Origin of the sequence: Streptomyces sp. NPDC005435, from assembly GCF_040703155.1 — a bacterium.
Lineage (GTDB): Bacteria > Actinomycetota > Actinomycetes > Streptomycetales > Streptomycetaceae > Streptomyces.
Genome location: NZ_JBEXEQ010000012.1, coordinates 157230 through 173219 on the forward strand (window position 1 = coordinate 157230; position 15990 = coordinate 173219).

16 protein-coding genes are annotated in these 15990 nt (G+C 72.4%); 10 read left to right on the forward strand and 6 right to left on the reverse strand.

Annotated features, from left to right (window positions below):
• Nucleotide 1: 1 nt before the first annotated feature.
• Both AB0898_RS17485 and AB0898_RS17490 read right to left on the reverse strand, forming a co-directional pair.
• Entirely contained in the window at nt 2–2965 is a 2964-nt protein-coding gene (locus AB0898_RS17485; RefSeq protein ID WP_366803882.1) for a tetratricopeptide repeat protein, read from the reverse strand.
• Nucleotides 2966–3003: 38 nt separating this feature from the next.
• Nucleotides 3004–4833: an HSP90 family protein gene (locus AB0898_RS17490; RefSeq protein ID WP_366803883.1), complete on the reverse strand. Its 1830-nt coding sequence runs from the start codon at nt 4831–4833 to the stop codon at nt 3004–3006.
• Between the two features lie 235 nt (nt 4834–5068).
• Here AB0898_RS17490 and recG point away from each other — a divergent pair, with 235 nt between their 5' ends.
• The 8 genes from recG (at nt 5069) to mutM (ending at nt 12640) form a co-directional block, all read left to right on the forward strand.
• Entirely contained in the window at nt 5069–7267 is a 2199-nt protein-coding gene (gene recG / locus AB0898_RS17495; protein WP_366803799.1) for an ATP-dependent DNA helicase RecG, read from the forward strand.
• 131 nt (nt 7268–7398) lie between these two features.
• Nucleotides 7399–7986, forward strand: coding sequence for a 16S rRNA (guanine(966)-N(2))-methyltransferase RsmD (gene rsmD, locus AB0898_RS17500; RefSeq protein WP_366803800.1), 588 nt, complete (start codon nt 7399–7401; stop codon nt 7984–7986).
• A gap of 26 nt (nt 7987–8012) precedes the next feature.
• The gene (coaD, locus tag AB0898_RS17505) at nt 8013–8492 is read left to right on the forward strand and encodes a pantetheine-phosphate adenylyltransferase (RefSeq protein ID WP_366803884.1); all 480 of its coding nucleotides are present in this window, start codon (nt 8013–8015) and stop codon (nt 8490–8492) included.
• 152 nt (nt 8493–8644) lie between these two features.
• Entirely contained in the window at nt 8645–9811 is a 1167-nt protein-coding gene (locus AB0898_RS17510) for a cell division initiation protein (protein ID WP_366803801.1), read from the forward strand.
• 143 nt (nt 9812–9954) lie between these two features.
• Complete coding sequence (locus AB0898_RS17515) at nt 9955–10599, forward strand: DUF177 domain-containing protein (protein ID WP_366803802.1); 645 nt, start codon at nt 9955–9957, stop codon at nt 10597–10599.
• 2 nt (nt 10600–10601) lie between these two features.
• Nucleotides 10602–10775: a 50S ribosomal protein L32 gene (rpmF, locus tag AB0898_RS17520; protein WP_003951102.1), complete on the forward strand. Its 174-nt coding sequence runs from the start codon at nt 10602–10604 to the stop codon at nt 10773–10775.
• Between the two features lie 7 nt (nt 10776–10782).
• Nucleotides 10783–11667 (forward strand): ribonuclease III, encoded by an 885-nt coding sequence (gene rnc, locus AB0898_RS17525; protein WP_366803803.1) that lies wholly within the window; start codon nt 10783–10785, stop codon nt 11665–11667.
• 112 nt (nt 11668–11779) lie between these two features.
• The gene (gene mutM / locus AB0898_RS17530) at nt 11780–12640 is read left to right on the forward strand and encodes a bifunctional DNA-formamidopyrimidine glycosylase/DNA-(apurinic or apyrimidinic site) lyase (RefSeq protein WP_366803804.1); all 861 of its coding nucleotides are present in this window, start codon (nt 11780–11782) and stop codon (nt 12638–12640) included.
• Here the strand turns inward: mutM and AB0898_RS17535 are convergent.
• Nucleotides 12613–13020 carry a helix-turn-helix domain-containing protein gene (locus AB0898_RS17535; RefSeq protein WP_161182632.1) on the reverse strand — a complete coding sequence of 136 codons (408 nt, stop codon included), beginning with the start codon at nt 13018–13020 and terminating at the stop codon, nt 12613–12615. The two genes, mutM and AB0898_RS17535, sit on opposite strands and share 28 nt — an antisense overlap.
• A 77-nt stretch (nt 13021–13097) precedes the next feature.
• On the reverse strand, nt 13098–13466 hold the full coding sequence (locus tag AB0898_RS17540; RefSeq protein WP_366803805.1) for a hypothetical protein: 369 nt from the start codon (nt 13464–13466) through the stop codon (nt 13098–13100).
• Nucleotides 13467–13574: 108 nt separating this feature from the next.
• On the opposite strand from AB0898_RS17540, the gene AB0898_RS17545 reads away from it, so the two are divergent.
• Nucleotides 13575–13823, forward strand: a complete 249-nt coding sequence (locus AB0898_RS17545) for a hypothetical protein (RefSeq protein ID WP_366803806.1) — start codon at nt 13575–13577, stop codon at nt 13821–13823.
• A 52-nt stretch (nt 13824–13875) separates the two neighbouring features.
• Here AB0898_RS17545 and AB0898_RS17550 read toward each other — a convergent pair whose 3' ends face one another.
• The gene (locus tag AB0898_RS17550) at nt 13876–14160 is read right to left on the reverse strand and encodes a hypothetical protein (protein ID WP_366803807.1); all 285 of its coding nucleotides are present in this window, start codon (nt 14158–14160) and stop codon (nt 13876–13878) included.
• A 55-nt stretch (nt 14161–14215) separates the two neighbouring features.
• A complete protein-coding gene (locus AB0898_RS17555; RefSeq protein ID WP_366803808.1) occupies nt 14216–15244 on the reverse strand; it encodes a CAP domain-containing protein in 1029 nt (342 codons plus the stop codon).
• A 207-nt stretch (nt 15245–15451) separates the two neighbouring features.
• Here AB0898_RS17555 and AB0898_RS17560 point away from each other — a divergent pair, with 207 nt between their 5' ends.
• Entirely contained in the window at nt 15452–15733 is a 282-nt protein-coding gene (locus AB0898_RS17560) for an acylphosphatase (protein WP_026248381.1), read from the forward strand.
• The last annotated feature ends 257 nt before the right edge of the window (nt 15734–15990 follow it).

The window sequence follows — 15990 nt, forward strand, 5'->3', positions numbered from 1 at the left end:
CTCAGGCCTCCCCGGGCCGCTCGGGGGCGCCGCCCAGCAGCCGCGCGGCCTCCGTGCGGCGGGCGGTGGCCACCTCGTCCGTGTCGTCGGCGTCGGCGTACAGCGCGAGGACGGTACGGGCGCGGGTCTGGGCGCCCTCCTGGTGGCCGAGGTCGAACTCCAGGCGTCCGGCGGCCAGTTCGGCACTCGTACGGCTGTGGAGTCCGTCGGAGCCCAGGTCGGCGAAGACGGTCGCCGCCAGCTCCAGCTGCTCCAGCGCACCGGTCAACGTGGCCTGGACCGCGTCCTCTTCGGCCGCCTCGGTGGCCAGGCGGAACAGCAGGTCACCGAACTGGCGGTGGGTGTGGCCCAGTTCGGCGGTGAGTTCGGTGTGCTCGACGGGGTCGGCCGCGTTCTCGCGCGCCTGTGCGCATGCGCGCACCGCCTCCGCCATCAGCCGCCGCGCGTCCCCGGCGCCGTCCCTGGTCCCGTCCCCGTTCCCGTTCCCGTCCCCCTCCTGCGCGGCCGCCGCCAGCCACGCGCGGGCGCGCAGCGAGCGGACCAGGAAGCGGGCGTTGCCCAGCTCCCGCCACAGCTCCGCGGCCCGCACATAGGCGCGGTCGGCCTCGTCCGGCAGCCCCGCGTGACCCAGGGATTCGCCCGCGAGGTGTGCCAGTGTGGCGTGGTCCTGCTGCTCGGGCCAGTGCCGGGCGATCTCGGCGGCCAGCAGCCGCTGCTCGGCGGCGTCCCGGTGCTCGCCCAGCTCGCTCAGACAGTCCCCGAGCCACCACCGGGTCTGCACCACCGTGCCGTCCCCGTGCCGCTCCACCGACAGCTCCGCGAGCGCCGACTCCAGCACCTCCGCCGCCTCCGCACAGCGCCCCTGGCGCAGCAGGGCGCCACCCAGCAGATGCCGGGCCCAGGCGCCGAGCGTGCCGCTCTCGCCCGCCTCGTCCGCCCAGTGCGCGGCGTCCAGCGCGTGCGCGGCGGCCTCCCGGGCGTCGCCCCGGCCGCCGGTCACCTCGGCGAGCTGGAGGTGCAGCTGCGCCCGCGCGACCGGTTCGAGATACGGCCCGCCGTGCGCCAGGGCGTCCCGCAACACCTCCTCGGTCTCGTCCGTCCGCCCGAGCCGGTGCGCCAGCGCCGCCACCCGTACGTCGTACTCCGGCGTGAGCCAGGGCAGCCCGGCGGCCACGAACTCCTCGGTGGCCTGCCGGAACAGCGTCATTGCCTGCTCCAGATCACCGCTCAGCTCGGCCAGTTCGGCCAGCATCGCGTGCGCCTCGGCGGCCCGCGCGGCCAGCCGCACGTCGTCCCCGGTGTGCCCGTCGACCAGCGCCAGGAGCTCCCGCACGAGCCGTACGACGGTCTCGGCGGCCTCCGCATCGGGCTCCGGCGCCTGCTCGGGCTCCGGGGCGTCCCCGAGGACCGCCGCGCCGCCGTGCACCGCGCGCATCAGCACCCGGGCCCGGCTCATCAGCACCGCGGCCGTCTGCCGGACCCCGGTGCCGTCCTCGGCGTACAGCGCGAGCGCGCGGTCGTACAGCTCCTCGGTCGCGGCCAGCGCGGGTGCGACCTCGCCGGTGAGGGCGCGGATGTACGCGGCCCGGCCCCGGGCGGCCAGTGCCTCGCCGGGGTCGCCCGCCTCCAGGTACAGCCCGGCGGCCCGCTCGAAGAGCGCGATGCCCTCCGGGCCCCGGGCGATCGCCTCGTGGTCCGCGATCTCCGCCCGGTCGCGGACGTCCAGCTCCACGCCCTCGGCGGCCCGCGCCACCGCCTCCCACGCCTCGGTCGCGTGCGGACGGAGCCCGTCCGAAAGCCGCCGCGCCTCCGCGAGCAGCGCGGGCAGCCCCGCCCGGTCCGGTACGGCCGGCGCCCCGGGCGGCGCGGCCACCGGCGCCGGAGCGGCCCGTACCGTCCGCACGCCCAGCGGCAGCCGCTCCACCAGCGGCTCCTGCGCCATGCGCGCCCGGGCCCGGTCGCCCACGGACGAGGTGCCGTTGCGGGCGTCGAAACGCCCGGCCAGCTCCAGCGCCTCGGCCCGCGCCCACCCGGCCAGCTCCCGCGCGGTCCAGGTCCGCCCCGCGGGCCCCGGCACCTGCCGCTCGCCCAGGCCGAGCCCGGTCAGCCGGTCCGCCAGCAGCGTCACCACCGCCAGGAAGTCCAGCCGGCTGCGCGGATGCCCGCTGTCCGTGAAGTACGCGGGCCGCTGCGCGAGCAGCTCCAGACCGCGCGCCTCGTTGCCGGTCAGCGCGCAGAACTCCACATGGTCCGCGTAGGCGTCCCGCATGCTCTCCATCGGCCGCACCAGCCGGAAACCCCGCAGATGATGGGCGCGCGCCTCGTCCGGGCGGCCCAGCCGCAGCAGCGGGAGCAGCGAGGACCCCAGCACCTGGTGCGGCTCGTGCGCACAGCTGAACTCGCCGTCCAGGACCGGCCGCCACAGCTCCAACGCCTCGGCGTCCCGACCCAGTTCGGCCTGCCAGACGCCCTGTCCGTGCAGTTCGCAGGCGTGGCAGTCCGCCATCGCGTCCCGGTCGGCCGCCAGCCACGCGGCATACGCCCGCTCCGCCCGCGCCCGGTCACCGACATGCGCGGCCACGCTGAACTCGGCGCTGCGCACGGCCCGTTCGGAGTATCCGGCGATCCGGTACCGGTTTTCCATCTCGCCCAGCCACGTCTCCACCGAGGCCAGCGCGATGTGCGGCTGGCCCAGCATCCCCGCCGACATCCACTTGAACACCCAGTGCAGCGAGTGCGCCTCGTACTCGTCGAAGTCCTCCGGGCGTTCGTCCCACATCCGCAGCAGCCGCGCGAAGGGCACGAACATGCGGTCCTTCTCGGAGCTGTAGTTGTAGACGTTCAACTGGTGGCCCAGCGCCTCGATCACCGCCAGCGGAACGCCCAACTTCTCCGCCTCGGTGAGCAGTTCCTCCGCACGGGCGTTGCGCGCCGGACCCTCGGGTCGCTCGGCGTTCTCCGCCATGGCCCGGCGCAGCGCGTCGAAGTCCCCGATCGCGTCCGTCACTTGCCGTCCTCCCCATGGGTCGCCCACTCCAGCAGCCCGATGAACGCCCGGTTCAGCAGCGCCGAGTCGGCGGGCCGGAGCGGCCGCCGCGCCATCAGCAGCGCCTGCCCGTACAGCGACTCCGTCGCGGTGCCGATCAGTTCGGCGTCGCCCAGTGAACCGATGCGCCGGATCAGCGGGTTGAGATGGTTCAGCACCAGCCGGGCACGCGGCGCGCTCCCGCGCAGCGAACCCAGGATGCCCGCCCACAGCTCGTCCGCCCGCTCCTCCGCCTCCGCGCGCGCCTGCTCGTGCCGCGCCGCCCGGTCGTCCAGATGCAGCGCGGGCACCGACAGCGGATGGAACGCGCGCAGCACCACGTCACAGCCCAGCGGGTCCAGCTTCGCCCGCGCCGCCGCCAGGAACCCCGACAGCGCCAGCTCCTCCGCCGGATCGACGGTGTCCAGATGCGCGGTCACGGTGTCCGGGTCCAGCTCCGCGACCACCGTCCCGGGCCGTACCGAGGGCAGCGCCTCCACCAGCTCACCGTCGTAGGTGTAACCGCCATTGATCACACCGATGCCCTGCGCCGAGGCGATCGCCGCGACCTGCCGGTACTCCTCCACCGTCCGCGTGAAGTGCACCACCGGATGCCGCTGCGCGAACTCCTCCAGGGACAGCCGGCCGTCCGTCGTCTCGAACGGCAGCCAGGGCAGCATGATCCGCAGCATCTCCGGGTCGTGCCGCGCCAGCGACTTCACGCCCAGGTGATGCACCGCGAGGAACGCGCTCAGCCGCTCCGGATCGCCCGCCGCGAGCCCGGTCAGCCAGCCCCGGATGCGCTCGCCCAGCGCCTCCCGCACGGCCGCCAGCGTCTCGTCCTCGTACAGCGCCTCGCGCGAGGCCGTCGGCCGCAGACTGTCGGTGTCCAGCACACAGCGCACGAAGAACGCCCAGTCGGGCAGCAGCTGTTCGGCCCGCTCGGTCAGCAGCATGCCCTTCAGATGCACCCGGTGCGTGGCCCGCTGCGCGGGGCTCACCGCCGAGGGCAGCACGTACGCCACCCCGCGCACCCCGGCCAGCGGCACGTCCAGCGTGATCGAGTCCAGCGGGGTGAAGCCGAACAGCTCGTGGCAGTGCCGGGCCAGCCCCGCCCGCCGCTCGGCCGGACTCGGCCAGGCGCGGTCCCAGGGCGCGGGCAGCTCCGCGACCGGCTCCTCGCCGACCCGGACGTCGTACGGCAGCAGCGAGCCGAAGTCCCGCGCCAGCGCCCGCACCCGCTCCGGAGACAGCCACTCGGCCGCGCCCGCCCGCGCCACCAGGTGCACGGTGGTGCCCGGCTCGCTCCGCGCCGAGGCGGGCAGCGTGCGCACGGTGTACGACCCGTCGTCACGCGCCGTCCACTCCACCGGCGGCGCCTCAGGATCGAGGGCGCTGCGGCTGACCACGCGGACCCGCTCGGCCACCACGAAACAGGCCAGCAGCCCGATCCCGAACTGCCCGAGGAACCCGGACCGGGCCTCCTGCAGCCCCTCGGCCCGCTTGGAACTGCGCCCGATCGTCGCGAGCAGACTGTGCACGTCCGGCTCGGTGAGCCCGATGCCGCTGTCCTCGATCCGCAGCCCGCCCTCCCCGTCGGCGTACAGCCGCACGGTCGCCGGGGCGCCGGGGTCCCGCTCCCGCCGGGCGGTGACGGCGTCCACGGCGTTCTGCAGCAGCTCGCGCAGATAGACCTTGGGGCTGGAGTAGAGGTGATGGGAGAGCAGGTCCACCAGGCCACGCAGGTCGACCTGGAACGTATGGGGCGACTGGGAGGCATGGGATGACTGTGAGGTCTGGGAGTCCATCGTCACGGCGCCGGTGGGGGGAACGGTGTCCGGCGCGGGGTCGGGCGGTCCGGGTGGGGCGGTGACCGCGGGGGGATGGCTGGGGCGCGCCATCCTAGGCCCGAGCCGATGAGCTGACCAGGGGTTTCACCGATGTCCCTGACCAGGGGGCCGTACGCCGTATACGGCCGCGGACGGCGGGGCTGTTCGCGGGGGCGGGGCGGCGGGTGGGGCATTGTCGGTGGCGTGGTGTGCAATGGATCTCGTGCCCGCACTGCGAGAACCACTGAAGAAAGTGCTCGGCCCCGCCACCGCGAAGGTGATGGCCGAGCACCTCGGCCTGCACTCCGTCGGCGATCTGCTGCACCACTACCCCCGCAGATACGAGGAGCGCGGCCAGCTCACCCACCTCGCCGACCTCCCCATGGACGAACACGTCACGGTGGTCGCCCAGGTCGCGGACGCCCGGCTGCACACCTTCGCCTCCGCCCGCGCCCCGCGCGGCAAGGGCCAGCGGCTCGAAGTCACCATCACGGACGGCATGGGCCGCCTCCAGCTGGTCTTCTTCGGCAACGGCGTGCACAAGCCGCACAAGGAACTCCTGCCCGGCACCCGCGCGATGTTCTCCGGCAAGGTCTCCGTCTTCAACCGCCGCCTCCAACTCGCCCACCCCGCCTACGAACTCCTCGACAAGGACGACGACACCGAGGACGCGGCGGAGAACTGGGCCGGCGCCCTGATCCCCCTCTACCCGGCCACCGCCAAACTGGAGTCCTGGAAGATCGGCAAGGCCGTCCAGACGGTCCTGCCCAGCGCCGCCGAAGCCCTCGACCCCCTCCCGCCCGCCCTGCGCGAGGGCCGCGGCCTCGTCACCCTCCCCGAGGCCCTCCGCAAGATCCACCGCCCCGCCACCCAGGCCGACGTCACCGACGCCCGCGCCCGCCTGAAGTGGGACGAGGCCTTCGTCCTCCAGGTCGCCCTGGCCCGCCGCCGCCACGCCGACACCCAACTCCCCGCCGTCCCCCGCAAGCCCCGGCCCGACGGCCTCCTCACCGCCTTCGACGCCCGCCTCCCCTTCACCCTCACCGAAGGCCAGCAACGCGTCTCCGCCGAGATCTTCACCGACCTCGCCACGGCCCACCCGATGCACCGGCTGCTCCAGGGGGAGGTCGGATCGGGCAAGACACTCGTCGCCCTGCGCGCCATGCTCGCCACCGTCGACGCCGGCGGGCAGGCCGCCATGCTCGCGCCGACCGAAGTGCTCGCCCAGCAGCACCACCGGTCCATCACCGAGATGATGGGGGAGCTGGCCGAGGGCGGGATGCTGGGCGGGACCGAGCACGCCACCAAGGTGGTGCTGCTCACCGGGTCGATGGGGGCGGCAGCCCGGCGCAAGGCGCTGCTCGACATCGTCACCGGGGAGGCGGGCGTCGTCATCGGCACCCACGCGCTGATCGAGGACGTGGTGCAGTTCCACGATCTCGGTCTGGTGGTCGTGGACGAGCAGCACCGCTTCGGTGTCGAACAGCGCGACGCCCTGCGCGGCAAGGGCAAACAGCCCCCGCACCTGCTCGTCATGACGGCCACCCCGATCCCGCGCACGGTCGCGATGACCGTCTTCGGCGACCTGGAGACCTCCGTCCTGGACCAGCTCCCGGCGGGCCGCTCCCCGATCGCCACCCATGTCGTCCCGGCCGCCGACAAACCCCACTTCCTCACCCGCGCCTGGGAACGCGTCCGCGAGGAGGTGGAGGGCGGCCATCAGGCGTACGTCGTCTGCCCCCGCATCGGCGACGAACAGGACACCGCCGCCGAGAAGAAGGCCACCGAAGGCGACAAACGCCCCCCGCTCGCCGTCCTCGACGTCGCCGACCACCTCGCCAAGGGCCCCCTCCAGGGACTGCGCGTCGAGGTCCTGCACGGCAGGATGCACCCCGACGACAAGGACGCGGTGATGCGCCGCTTCGCGGCAGGGGAGACGGACGTCCTGGTCGCCACCACGGTCATCGAGGTCGGCGTCAACGTCCCCAACGCCACCGCCATGGTCATCATGGACGCCGACCGCTTCGGCGTCTCCCAGCTCCACCAGCTCCGCGGCCGCGTGGGCCGGGGCAGCGCCCCCGGCCTCTGCCTCCTGGTCTCCGAGATGCCCGAGGCCAGCCCCGCCCGCCGCCGCCTCGCCGCCGTGGCCTCCACCCTCGACGGCTTCGAACTCTCCCGCCTGGACCTGGAGGAACGCCGAGAAGGCGACGTCCTCGGCCAGGCCCAGTCCGGCGCCCGCACCAGCCTGCGCGTCCTGGAGGTCATCGAGGACGAGGAGATCATCGCGGAGGCCAGGAAGGAAGCGACGGCCATCGTCGAGTCCGACCCCGACCTGGAGAACTACCCGGCTCTACGCACAGCCCTGGACGCCCTCGTGGACGAGGAGAGAGAGCAGTACCTGGAAAAGGGCTGAGGCTCATCTCCCTGAAGGGGCGCGGGGAACTGCGCGATCAGCCACATGCGACCGGTACCCGCCGACGTACGGAACCCCTCCCCACCACCTGCGAAAATAAAGCGAACCCCGCCAAATAAAGGACCGCTCACATGACTCGCGTGATCGCCGGCACCGCAGGCGGACGGCGCCTCTCGGTGCCGCCCGGCACTGGAACCCGCCCCACCTCGGACCGCGCACGCGAAGCCCTCTTCTCCACCTGGCAGTCCCTCCTCGCCACCCCCCTGGACGGCACCCGGGTCCTGGACCTCTACGCCGGCTCGGGGGCCGTAGGCCTGGAAGCCCTCTCCCGGGGCGCCAGCCACACCCTCCTCGTGGAAGCCGACGCCCGCGCGGCGAAAACCGTGCGGGAGAACGTGAAGAACATCGGCCTCCCCGGCGCCGAGGTCAGAACGGGCAAAGCGGAGCAAGTCATCCGCACCGCACCCCCCGCCGCACCGTACGACCTGGTCTTCCTCGACCCCCCGTACGCGGTCTCCGACGACGATCTCCGCGAGATCCTCCTCACACTCCGCGCAGGGGGCTGGCTGACCGAAGACGCCCTGGTCACCGTGGAGCGCAGCACCAGAGGCGGTGAATTCGGGTGGCCGGAGGGCTTCGAGCCGATCCGGTCCCGGCGCTACGGCGAGGGAACGTTTTGGTACGGTCGCGCCGCCTCTACGTGCGAAGACGCACGATGACCGGACCGGAGAGCGAGGGATCTCAAGTGCGCCGCGCCGTCTGTCCCGGGTCGTTCGACCCGATCACCAACGGACATCTCGACATCATCGCCCGCGCGTCCCGCCTCTACGACGAGGTCTACGTCGCGGTGATGGTCAACAAGTCCAAGCAGGGCCTGTTCGACATCGACGAGCGGATGGCGCTGATCCGCGACGTCACCGCCGAGTACGCCAACGTGCGGGTCGAGGCCCACCACGGCCTCCTCGTCGACTTCTGCAAGGAGCGGGACATCCCCGCCATCGTCAAGGGCCTGCGCGCCGTCAGCGACTTCGACTACGAACTCCAGATGGCCCAGATGAACAACGGCCTCACCGGCGTCGAAACGCTGTTCGTGCCCACCAACCCCACCTACAGCTTCCTCTCCTCCTCCCTGGTGAAGGAGGTCGCGGCGTGGGGCGGCGACGTCTCCCACCTGGTGCCCCCGGCCGTGCTCAGCGCGCTGCGCGACCGGCTGAAAAGAGACTGACCGCCCCGGTGCGCCCGCGTCCGCGCCCCGCCGGCACGCGCCCGCGCCCCCTTGGAAGGTGACAAGACGTCACCCCGTGTCGGACGGCCGCCCCAGGGCCGTACAGTCGTGCCGTCCGTCTCCAACACAGCTGTAGAGAGTGGCGAGCACAGGTGGACATCCAGAACAAGCTCGACGAGATCGTCTCCACGGTCTCCACCGCCCGGTCCATGCCGATGTCGGCCTCCTGCGTGGTCAACCGCGCCGAGCTGCTCGCGCTGCTCGAAGAGGTCCGCCAGGCGCTGCCCGGCTCCCTCGCGCAGGCGCAGGAGCTGATCGGGGGCCGTGAGCAGCTGGTCGAGCAGGCCCGCCTGGAGGCCGACCGGATCATCGAGAGCGCGCACGCCGAGCGCGGCTCGCTGATCGCGGGCACCGAGGTGGCCCGCCAGTCGCAGGCCGAGGCCGACCGCATCCTGCACGAGGCCCGCACCGAGGCCGAGCAGGTCCGCGCGGACGCCGACGACTACGTGGACTCCAAGCTCGCGAACTTCGAGGTCGTCCTCACCAAGACCCTCGGCTCGGTCGGCCGCGGCCGCGAGAAGCTGCTCGGCACGGGCCCCGGCCTGGACGAGAACGGCTACGAGGACGAGGACGCCCCCGAGCGCAGCCAGGACCCCGAGACCCTGCGCCACACCGCCGACTCCTACGTCGACGCCAAGCTCGGCGCCTTCGAGGCCGTCCTCGCCAAGACCCTGGACGCCGTCCACCGCGGCCGCCAGAAGCTGCACGGCCGGATCGCCACCGACGACCTCGGCGCCCTCGCCGACGACACCACGACCTTCCAGCACTCCAGCGACGCCGACTACCTCGCCGACCTCGCGGCCCTGGCCGACACCCCGGCCCAGCGCACCCCGGCGGCCCCCGCCGCCCCGGAACCGGCGTACGACCCGGCCGCCCAGGAGTCGCCGTACGACCCGGCCGCGCCGGAGCCCGCGTACGAGCCGCAGGAGGCGTACGGCTACCAGCAGCAGCCCGACGCCTACCCCGGCTACCCGCAGCAGCCCGGCTACGCCCCGCAGGAGGCGTACGGCTACCAGCAGGACCCGTACGCCCCGAACGGCTACGCCCCGCAGACCGACGGCGCCTTCCACGGCTACGACGCGCAGCAGGGGGCGTACGACCCGAACCAGGGGCAGGCCCCGCAGCACCAGCAGCCCCAGCTGCCCCAGCAGCACCAGGGGCAGCCGCAGGACTACGCGCTCGACGAGGCCAGCCTCTTCGACACCAGCATGATCAGCGCCGAGCAGCTGCGGGCCTATGAGCAGGGCCGGGGGATGTAGGCGGGATCGGGGCGAGGGGACCGGATTGGGCCCTGAGCGAAAGGTCCAGTATCCTGGCTCTTCGGTCGCGTGTATGTCCGCGATCACCGCTGCCCGGAACACCTGCGGGCGGCGTTCCCCGAGCTCGAAGACCGAAAGCGGCCATGGCCTCCAACGCACGCCTCGACCACCGCAACCCTCTCGTGATCGATACGCACGAGCTGGGCCGGCGTCCTGGTGCGATGCAGCGCCTGACCCGTGACGTCGACGCCCCCCGCGACCTCGGTATCGAGGGTGTCATCGGAGTGCCGGAAGGCGCGCCGATGGAGCTCGACCTCCGCCTGGAGTCGGTCATGGAAGGGGTGCTTGTCACAGGCACCGCCCGTGCATCGGCCAAGGGGGAGTGCGTAAGGTGTCTGGAGCCGGTCGGGCTGGAGCTCGAAGCGGACTTCCAGGAGATGTTCTCGTACCCTGACGCCGACGACCGTGGCCGCGTGAGCGCGGAACCGGGCGACGACGCCGAGGACGACGAGGACAAGCTCTACATCGAGGACGGTCTGATCGACCTCGAACCCCTGCTGCGGGATGCGGTGGTGCTCGCACTGCCGATGCAGCCGGTGTGCCAGGACGACTGTGCGGGCCTGTGCTCCGAGTGCGGAGCGCGGCTCACGGACGACCCGGACCACCACCATGACGCCGTCGACATCCGTTGGGCGGCTTTGCAGGGACTCGCCGGTTCACTCGAAGACGGCGAGAAGGACGAGATGAGCGGCGCCGAAGCGGGCGTCGACGAGAAGCAGGAGAAGTAGCCGTGGCTGTTCCGAAGCGGAAGATGTCGCGCAGCAACACGCGCCACCGCCGGTCGCAGTGGAAGGCTGCGGTCCCCACCCTGGTTGCGTGCGAGCGCTGCCACGAGCCCAAGCAGCAGCACATCGCGTGCCCGTCTTGCGGCACCTACAACAAGCGCCAGGTCCTCGAGGTCTGAGCGGCTGGTGAGAGGCACTGTGTCCACTGCCAAGAAGGTGGAAGACGCCGAAGCAGGTACTTCCCGCCGACGCGGGAACGGCTCGGCGGACAACAAGGCCTCGTCCCACACGCTTCTGGAAGGGCGGCTCGGCTACCACGTCGAGTCCGCCCTTCTGGTGCGTGCGCTGACCCACCGCTCCTACGCCTACGAGAACGGCGGTCTGCCGACGAACGAGCGGCTGGAGTTCCTCGGGGACTCCGTGCTCGGCCTCGTCGTCACCGACACGCTGTACCGCATCCACCCCGACCTGCCCGAAGGCCAGCTGGCCAAGTTGCGGGCCGCGGTGGTCAACTCGCGTGCGCTTGCGGAGGTGGGCCGCGGCCTCGACCTGGGCTCCTTCATCCGGCTCGGCCGTGGTGAAGAGGGCACGGGCGGCCGGGACAAGGCCTCCATTCTCGCCGATACCCTGGAAGCGGTCATCGGCGCGGTCTATCTCGATCAGGGCCTCGACGCGGCCTCCGAACTGGTGCACCGCCTGTTCGACCCGCTCATCGAGAAGTCCTCGAACCTCGGCGCCGGCCTGGACTGGAAGACCAGTCTCCAGGAGCTGACCGCGACCGAAGGACTCGGCGTGCCCGAGTACCTGGTCACGGAGACCGGCCCGGACCACGAGAAGACCTTCACTGCTGCTGCCCGCGTCGGGGGCGTCTCGTACGGCACCGGCACCGGCCGCAGCAAGAAGGAGGCGGAGCAGCAGGCCGCCGAATCCGCCTGGCGGGCCATCAAGGCCGCGGCGGACGAGCGCGCCAAGGCAGCCGCCGAGGCGAAGGCGGCCCCGGCCGCCGTGGACGGCACCCCGCCGCCCGCCGAGGTCGCGCAGGACGACGCCCCGTCGTCGGCCACCGCCTGACCGAGCGTTTCCCCGAGCGCCCGCACCCGTACGACGGGGGCGGGCGCTCGGTCCTTTTCACCGGGTCCCACAGGTCCCACAGGTCACCAGGTTTTCCCACAGGGGGTTGTCGATGCCCGAGTTGCCCGAGGTCGAGGTCGTCCGGCGTGGGCTGGCGCGGTGGGTGGCCGCGCGGACCGTCGCCGAGGCGGAGGTGCTGCATCCGCGTGCGGTGCGCCGGCATCTCGCGGGGGCCGACGACTTCGCGCACCGGCTGAAGGGGCACACCTTCGGGGTGCCGAGCAGGCGCGGCAAGTATCTGTGGCTGCCGCTCGCGGACACCGGACAGTCGGTCCTGGCGCACCTCGGCATGAGCGGCCAGCTGCTGGTCCAGCCGCACACCACGCCCGACGAGAAGCACCTGCGCGTCCGGGTCCGCTTCGCCGACGGCCTCGGCACCGAGCTCCGCTTCGTCGACCAGCGCACCTTCGGCGGACTCTCGCTGCACGACAACACCCCGGACGGCCTGCCGGACGTCATCGGGCACATCGCCCGCGACCCGCTCGACGAACTCTTCGACGACGAGGCCTTCCACCAGGCACTGCGCCGCAAGCGCACCACCATCAAGCGGGCCCTGCTCGACCAGTCCCTGATCAGCGGCGTCGGCAACATCTACGCCGACGAGGCGCTCTGGCGCTCCCGCCTGCACTACGAGCGCCCCACCGCCGGCTTCACCCGCCCGGTGACGGCGGAACTCCTCGGCCACATCCGGGACGTGATGAACGCGGCCCTCGAAGCCGGCGGCACCAGCTTCGACAGCCTGTACGTCAACGTCAACGGCGAGTCCGGCTACTTCGACCGCTCCCTGGACGCCTACGGCCGCGAGGGCCTGCCCTGCCGCCGCTGCGGTACGCCGATGCTGCGCCGCCCGTGGATGAACCGCTCCAGCTACTTCTGCCCGAAGTGTCAGCGGGCGCCGCGCGCCGCGTCGTAACGCTCACGCGCGGCGAGTACGTCGCCCATGGCGCCCTCCACACAGTGGATGAGCGCGAGCAGCCGCTCGGCCACCTGACGGCCGAGCGGGGTGAGTTCGTAGTCCACGCGGGGCGGGTTCACCGGCTGCGCCTCCCGCAGCACGAGCCCGTCGCGCTCCAGCGCGTGCAGCGTCTGGGAGAGCATCTTCTCGCTCACCCCGTCGACCCGCCGCCGCAGCTCGTTGAACCGCAGCGACCCCTCGTACAGCGCCCCGAGCACCAGCGACCCCCACCGCCCGGTCACATGCTCCAGCGTCCCGCGCGACGGACACGCCTTGGCGAACACGTCGAACGCGTCCCGCGCCTCCGGCTCCGCCTGCTCCTGGGTGATCCCGCTCATGGGCCCAGCGTAGGCGAGCGGGGCACTGGCCACCAGACAGCGCTGTGCATTGGTTAGCGCCGCGTCAGCCGCTGAGGTCAGAGGTCGTCGATGCTCCCCGTGCCCGCGACGCATTTCCCCTTCTTGTCCACCAGGTAGATGACGTCACGGGTGCCCACCTCCCCCTTCGCCTTGGCCGGCTCGGGGTCGATGAAGGGGCAGACCGACTCCACTCCCCGGACGACGACCTTGTACGTGACGGGCCACGGGCGGGTTTCGGTCCACCCCGTGTACATACCGCCCTCGACCCCGTTTCCGCGCTCCCCGCACGGCGGACAACCGGTCACCCGGGCACCCCACGCCGACTGATTGACCAGCCGCACGGGCAGCCCTTCCTCGCCGGAACTGCCGCACCCCGTGACGAAGAAGGCGGTGAGGGCCAGCGCGGCCACCTTCGAAGATCGCATCGAACTCCCCCATGATCATGATGTGGCCTGGATCATCGCAGGTCATGCACATGATGGGCAACGCTTCTCGCCGCGGTACGGCGGGACGGTGTGAGGTACAACTACGTCATGACGACTCGACCGACGCCTGCGATGTGGTGGGCCGAAATGGCGGTCTTCCTCGCCGTGGCCGCCGTGACCTTCGCCGGGATCATCGCGTTTCTGGGGTGGTCGGCGCCCCCAGGTCGTCACGCCACCGTGGACGGCTTGGCCTCCATCACGCTGATCGCCCTGTCCGCCGCCGTCGGCGTCTTCGTGAGCGGCCGGTTCAGGGCATGGGGACTGCGCCGGCAAACCGCGTCCCCCACACGGTCCTGACCGGGCGGCGCTGTGCCTCGGTCAGCGCTGTAGGGGAGGGGGTGGGTGGGGTTCAGAGACCACGCAGCGCCTCGTGCAGGCTCGCGTAGAGCGCCCAGCAGTCGACACTGCCGTCGTCGTACAGGCTGCCCATGTACCAGCCCGCGTCGTGCACGGGCTTCACGAGGCACAGGCCGTGGAACCCGAGAACGATCTCCGGGCGCGGCATCTCCGGCGCCCCGCCCCCGCCCACCCACGTCACCGTCCGGTCCGGAGCCAGCGCCAGAGCCTCCCGGTCCCCGGACACGTCACGGATCTCCTGGAGGGTCCACCCGGACGGCAGCGGTGCGTCTGTCACCCCGTGATGCTCTCACCCGCCGGATGCCGGCGGTTCACGACCGGAGTACGCGCTCTCAGTAGCCGAAGTCCTGCGTCCACCAGGGGCCGCCCTCGCCGAAGTGGACGCCCACGCCGAGGGTCTTGAAATCGCAGTTGAGGATGTTGGCGCGGTGGCCGGGGCTGTTCATCCAGGCGTCCATGACGGCGGCCGGGTCTATCTGGCCGCGGGCTATGTTCTCGCCGCCGAGGCCGGTGATGCCCGCATCCGAGGCGCGGTCCCAGGGGGTGGCGCCGTCCGGGTCGGTGTGGTCGAAGAAGTCACGCGCGGCCATGTCACTGCTGAACGCCTCGGCCAGCTTCGTGAGCGAGGAGTTCGCCGTGACCGGCTCGCAGCCGACCTTCGCGCGCTCCTGGTTGACGAGCGCGAGCACCTGCGCCTCGGCCTCGGCCTGGGGCGCGACGACCGCGGAGGCGGAGGCCGAGGGGTCCTTCTCCGCCGGCTTCGAGGAACTGTCCGAGGGCGCGGACGGCTTGGGCTTGGCCGGGGCCGGCTCGGCGGCCGGCTGCGAGGGCTCGGGCTTGGGCTTGGCCGGGGCGGCGGGCGCGGGGGACGCCTGGGAGTCCGAGTCGGACGGGGCGGGTGCCGGAGCGGCGGGCCGCGTGGACTGGCCGTCCGAGGCGCCGCCGGCCTGGGCGTCCGCGCTGCCCGCCGCGCCGCCCTGCTCGCTGGCCGCGTTGCCGTCGCCGGGCAGGTCGGCCGCCTGCACCTGCTCGCCCTCACTGGCGGTCGTGTTGCCGCCGAGGCGGTAGCTCTGGAGTCCGGGCACCACGCCCGCGCCCACCGCGACGGTGCCGAAGGCCACCGCGGCGGAGACGCCGAGCAGACCCGTGCGCACCGGCGTCGCGGCCTTCTTGGCCCGCCTGCGGCCCCGCTGGGAACCCCGGCCGTCCATCGGCTCGTCACCGGTCAGAAAAACGGGCCCGCGCGGGCCGACGGTGTAGGCCTCGGGGTTCAGATACGGCGCGGTCCCCCGGGGCTCGTGCCCACCCGCATACGAGTGCGGCGCGTCGCTCCCCGCACCGGCGCGTCGGTGGCGTCCCATCCCCTGCCCTCTTCCTCGTGCTCGCGGTCGGCCGGGCGCCGGAAACGGGCCCGATGCCACCCCCTGGCCAACCCGACTCACTCGATCGAGTGAGTTTCATATGAGATTCATTGGGTCGGGACGGTACCGCATGGCGCGGGGGGCGGGTGTGCCCCGAGCGACATTGGCCGGTTGGGTTGCCCCCATGCGTCCGGTTAGGTTGCACCCATGAGCGAGGATGCAAGGCTGGTCGCCTGGGTACGGGGACACGTCCAGGGTGTGGGTTTCCGCTGGTTCACCCGGGCACGGGCGCTGGAGATCGGCGGACTGAGTGGCTTTGCTCTCAATCTCGCCGACGGCCGGGTCCAGGTCGTCGCCGAGGGCCCCCGTACCGGCTGCGAGGGGCTGCTCGACTGGCTCCAGGGCGATGACACGCCCGGGCGGGTGGACGGAGTCACCGAGATCTGGGACACACCGCGCGGCGGCTACGACGGCTTCGCCATCCGCTGAACGGGTCGCGCCTGCCCCCTCCACCGGGGCCCCCGGGACGTGCCTGCGGCACCTGCCCGGGTGGAAACGGCCTGGTGGTTGCCAAGAAGGGCGCGTCGTGAAAGGCTCCCGGTGTACAGCTGATCGACACACCTCCAGGGCCCCGCAGAGTCGCAGCGCCGCCGGCAACCGGCCGCGCGCCCCGGGTTCGCCCGCCGATACGGGGTGTGATCGTGTTGACCGTCAAACTTTTTGGTGAGACGCTGAAAGCCCCGCGC

Bases quoted from the DNA above. Each gene is read 5' to 3' on its own strand.
- AB0898_RS17485 (WP_366803882.1), bottom strand. From the start codon at position 2,965: ATGGCGGAGAACGCCGAGCGACCCGAGGGTCCGGCGCGCAACGCCCGT.
- AB0898_RS17490 (WP_366803883.1), bottom strand. From the start codon at position 4,833: ATGGACTCCCAGACCTCACAGTCATCCCATGCCTCCCAGTCGCCCCAT.
- recG (WP_366803799.1), top strand. From the start codon at position 5,069: ATGGATCTCGTGCCCGCACTGCGAGAACCACTGAAGAAAGTGCTCGGC.
- rsmD (WP_366803800.1), top strand. From the start codon at position 7,399: ATGACTCGCGTGATCGCCGGCACCGCAGGCGGACGGCGCCTCTCGGTG.
- AB0898_RS17515 (WP_366803802.1), top strand. From the start codon at position 9,955: ATGGCCTCCAACGCACGCCTCGACCACCGCAACCCTCTCGTGATCGAT.
- mutM (WP_366803804.1), top strand. From the start codon at position 11,780: ATGCCCGAGTTGCCCGAGGTCGAGGTCGTCCGGCGTGGGCTGGCGCGG.
- AB0898_RS17535 (WP_161182632.1), bottom strand. From the start codon at position 13,020: ATGAGCGGGATCACCCAGGAGCAGGCGGAGCCGGAGGCGCGGGACGCG.
- AB0898_RS17540 (WP_366803805.1), bottom strand. From the start codon at position 13,466: ATGCGATCTTCGAAGGTGGCCGCGCTGGCCCTCACCGCCTTCTTCGTC.
- AB0898_RS17545 (WP_366803806.1), top strand. From the start codon at position 13,575: ATGACGACTCGACCGACGCCTGCGATGTGGTGGGCCGAAATGGCGGTC.
- AB0898_RS17555 (WP_366803808.1), bottom strand. From the start codon at position 15,244: ATGGGACGCCACCGACGCGCCGGTGCGGGGAGCGACGCGCCGCACTCG.
- AB0898_RS17560 (WP_026248381.1), top strand. From the start codon at position 15,452: ATGAGCGAGGATGCAAGGCTGGTCGCCTGGGTACGGGGACACGTCCAG.